The organism is Pseudomonas sp. (genome assembly GCF_030147005.1).
In the GTDB taxonomy this organism is placed as follows: Bacteria; Pseudomonadota; Gammaproteobacteria; order Pseudomonadales; family Pseudomonadaceae; genus Aquipseudomonas.
Window position 1 is genome coordinate 1 of sequence record NZ_JASLAW010000238.1, and the last position, 3,444, is coordinate 3,444.

The 3,444-nt window shown below is 61.2% G+C and carries 4 protein-coding genes and 1 pseudogene; 3 read left to right on the forward strand and 2 right to left on the reverse strand.

Annotated features, from left to right (window positions below; translation table 11 throughout):
* Nucleotides 1-195: 195 nt before the first annotated feature.
* From Q1V60_RS22370 to Q1V60_RS22380, 3 genes and pseudogenes are all read left to right on the forward strand, one after another.
* On the forward strand, nucleotides 196-687 hold the full coding sequence (locus tag Q1V60_RS22370; protein WP_300634910.1) for a thioesterase family protein: 492 nt from the start codon (nucleotides 196-198) through the stop codon (nucleotides 685-687).
* Between the two features lie 224 nt (nucleotides 688-911).
* Entirely contained in the window at nucleotides 912-1,175 is a 264-nt protein-coding gene (locus tag Q1V60_RS22375; RefSeq protein ID WP_300634912.1) for a hypothetical protein, read from the forward strand.
* A gap of 38 nt (nucleotides 1,176-1,213) precedes the next feature.
* Nucleotides 1,214-1,300: pseudogene (locus tag Q1V60_RS22380) on the forward strand (outer membrane lipoprotein carrier protein LolA); the annotation flags it as partial.
* Here the strand turns inward: Q1V60_RS22380 and Q1V60_RS22385 are convergent.
* Entirely contained in the window at nucleotides 1,296-2,399 is a 1,104-nt protein-coding gene (locus Q1V60_RS22385; RefSeq protein WP_300634914.1) for a GlxA family transcriptional regulator, read from the reverse strand. The pseudogene Q1V60_RS22380 and the gene Q1V60_RS22385 overlap by 5 nt on opposite strands.
* A 510-nt stretch (nucleotides 2,400-2,909) precedes the next feature.
* Nucleotides 2,910-3,444 (reverse strand): L-serine ammonia-lyase, iron-sulfur-dependent, subunit alpha (locus tag Q1V60_RS22390; RefSeq protein WP_300634916.1); only part of this gene is annotated, 535 nt, incomplete at its 5' end.

Genomic DNA, 3,444 nt, shown 5'->3' on the forward strand with positions numbered 1-3,444 from the left:
TTGGGGCGCGAAGCGGCCCCAAAAATGGGACTGCTACGCAGTCCAGCGGGAGCAAGCTCCCTCGCCACAGGGACCGGTTCTGTCTTAACTGACTGGCATTATGGCTTGCCTGCGATGGCGGCGGCGAATCTTGCATCGCCATCACAGGCAAGCCAGCTTCCACATTTGACCGAGTACTGATCCGGAATCGACGACATGCCCGCACTCACCACCTACACAACCAACATCCAACCTGAATGGGTCGACTACAACGGCCACCTGCGCGATGCGTTCTACCTGCTGATTTTCAGCTACGCCACCGACGCGCTGATGAACACCCTCGGCCTGGACAGCGACAACCGCGAAGCCAGCGGCCACTCGCTGTTCACCCTGGAGCTGCATTTGAACTACCTGCACGAAGTGAAGCTGGGGGCCGAGGTGGAGGTGCACACCCAACTGATCGCCTTTGATGCCAAGCGCCTGCATCTCTATCACAGCCTGCACCGTGTGGGTGATGGCACGGAACTGGCCGGCAACGAACAGATGCTGCTGCACGTCGACCTGGCCGGGCCCCATGCGACACCGTTCACTGAGGTCACGCTGGAAAGGCTCACCGCCATCAGCGCTGAACAGGCCGAACTGCCAACGCCCGCCCTGCTCGGCCGCGTGATCGGTTTGCCGACAAAAAAAGCCCCGATCCAGCCGTGACCGGATCGGGGCAGAGTGCCTTGTGTGAGCCGTACATCCCGAGGGTGACCAAACCATCAAGTTGCGTGCCTGGGACCAGTGTGCCGGTAAGTGCAGCCGGTGCATGGCCCGAAAACGACACCCTCGTAGCCATCTGAGGCATTCGCGCATTCTGCCCTTGCCGACCGCCTGGGCGGCTACCAGAATCGACGTCAAACCCCGCTCCCCTTACCAGGATAAACGTCATGATGCATGCGGATTTGATTGACCAGGATGACCTGCTGGGCCAACTGCGCTCGTTGGGTTTCGAAGTGTCCAGCGGTGCCAGTGCCGAGCAGGCTTGCGAGTGCGCGGTGCGTGGTTTGAGCGAGGCACGCGCCAAGGCGCTCAAGGGTATGGTCGAGCGGATGTACGGCGGCAGCGCGACGATTTTGCCGGCGGTGCGTCAGGCGATCGATAAGCAGTTGTTGCCGGCCTTGATGCAGTTCAAACAGAACTCTGGCGCCTGAGCCGCTCTGTAGGAGCGAGCTTGCTCGTAGGAGTGAGCTTGCTCGCGAAAATCGTCAACGATAACGCGGGGAACCAAACACCCCGCAGCGGTCTTGAGTTCTTCGCGGGCAAGCTCGCTCCTACAGCCTGACGCTGGCAAACGTCGATTCATTCCTGGCCTGGCTCAACGCCGACATCGGCCCCGACAGCGGTGACAGCACCAGCGCCTGCGGAATCGGCATCATCGCCACTTGCTGGGTGGTGTTGGAGCCTACGCGCTCATCCCGTGGCGGAATGCCGAAATATTCGCGGTAGCACTTGGAGAAATGCGGTGTGGACACAAACCCGCACACCGACGCCACTTCGATGATCGACATCGGCGTTTGCTTGAGCAATTGCCGTGCACGGATCAGACGCAGCTTGAGGTAGTAGCGCGACGGCGAACAGTGCAGGTATTTCTGGAACAGCCGCTCCAGCTGGCGACGCGACACGGCGACGTAGACCGCCAGTTCGTCCAGGTCGATGGGCTCTTCCAGGTTGGCTTCCATCAGCGCGACGATTTCCTGCAGCTTCGGCTGGTTGGTGCCGAGCATGTGCTTGAGCGGCACACGCTGGTGATCCTGTTCGTTGCGGATGCGCTCATACACAAACATCTCGGAAATGGCGGCCGACAATTCACGGCCGTGGTCGCGGCTGATCAGGTGCAGCATCATGTCCAACGGCGCGGTGCCGCCGGAGCTGGTGAAGCGGTTGCGGTCGAGGGTGAACAGGCGCGTGCTCATGGTCACGCGGGGGAACGCTTCCTGCATCGACGCCAGGCATTCCCAGTGCACGCTGCAATCGAAACCATCGAGCAGGCCCGCGCAGGCCAATGCCCAACTGCCGGTGCAGACCGCACCGAGACGACGGGATTGGCGCGCCTGGCTTTGCAGCCACGACACGTGTTCGCGGGTGACGGTGCGCTGGATGCCCACGCCGCCGCACACAATCACCGTGTCCAGCACCGGGGCCTTGTGCATGGCGGCATCGGGAGTGATCTGCAAGCCGTCGCTGGCCCACACTTGGCCGCCGTCCACGCTCAGGGTTGTCCAGCGATACAGCTCGCGGCCGGACAGCTGGTTGGCCATGCGCAGGGGTTCCACGGCCGACGCCAGGGAAATCAGCGTGAAATTATCCAGCAGCAAAAAGCCGATGGATTGAGGCGCACGGTTCTGGGGTTGGGCCCCGGCGTTGGACGACGTCATCGCAGTATCTCCTCACACAAAGCGGGTGATGGCCTCAGGCGAGGCTCTTGTTATTGCGCTCATCTCCTGCGAGGGAGAGAGACTTTGAATTGATAGAGCAAATGCCATGCCTAAAATTGAATAGCCATTCAACAAATCCTGAAAACGACCTGTTGAGGCGTCTATACAAGCCTGCCGATTAAACGCGGGATATGGCGTACCAGGGCGAGTGCTCAACGGTGTGAGCAGATCGGTAGCACTTGTGGGAAGGCGCTTTGCGGGCGTAGGAAACGTCTGTCACCCAAAGCACATTATCCGGGCAATCTTGTAGGAAATAGTTCGGAAGCTACTTATCTATTTGCGACGCGCCAAAAGGTGGCGGTTTCGGCTGGGGTGTTCACTTTGTGAGCAATGTTGCTCTTCTGTGGCGAGGGAGCTTGCTCGCGCTGGAGTGCGAAGCGCTCCCAGGATTTTCAGGGCCGCGACGCGGCCCAGCGGGAGCAAGCTCCCTCGCCACGGAGGCTGATCAGGTCAGCACTCAACGGCACTTACCGCCAACCCACCGCGCGACGTTTCTTTGTACTTGTCATGCATATCGGCCCCGGTATCGCGCATGGTGCGGATCACCCGGTCCAGGGAGATAAAGTGTTGCCCGTCGCCACGCAGGGCCATCTGCGCGGCGTTGATCGCCTTTACCGCGGCAATCGCATTGCGCTCGATACACGGCACTTGCACCAGGCCCCCCACCGGGTCGCAGGTCAGGCCCAGGTTATGTTCCAGGCCGATTTCCGCGGCGTTGCACAGTTGCTCCGGCGTGGCGCCGAGAATTTCGGCCAGGCCCGCTGCGGCCATGGCGCAGGCGGAACCGACTTCGCCCTGGCAACCGACTTCGGCGCCGGAGATCGAGGCGTTCTTTTTGCACAGAATGCCTACCGCCGCCGCGCCGAGCAGGTAGTCGACCACGTTGGCTTCAGTCACTTCTTCACTGAACTTCATAAAGTAGTGCAGCACCGCCGGAATGATCCCCGCCGCGCCATTGGTTGGCGCGGTCACCATGCGCCCACCG

Bases quoted from the DNA above. Each gene is read 5' to 3' on its own strand.
- Q1V60_RS22375 (WP_300634912.1), top strand. From the start codon at position 912: ATGATGCATGCGGATTTGATTGACCAGGATGACCTGCTGGGCCAACTG.
- Q1V60_RS22370 (WP_300634910.1), top strand. From the start codon at position 196: ATGCCCGCACTCACCACCTACACAACCAACATCCAACCTGAATGGGTC.
- Q1V60_RS22385 (WP_300634914.1), bottom strand. From the start codon at position 2,399: ATGACGTCGTCCAACGCCGGGGCCCAACCCCAGAACCGTGCGCCTCAA.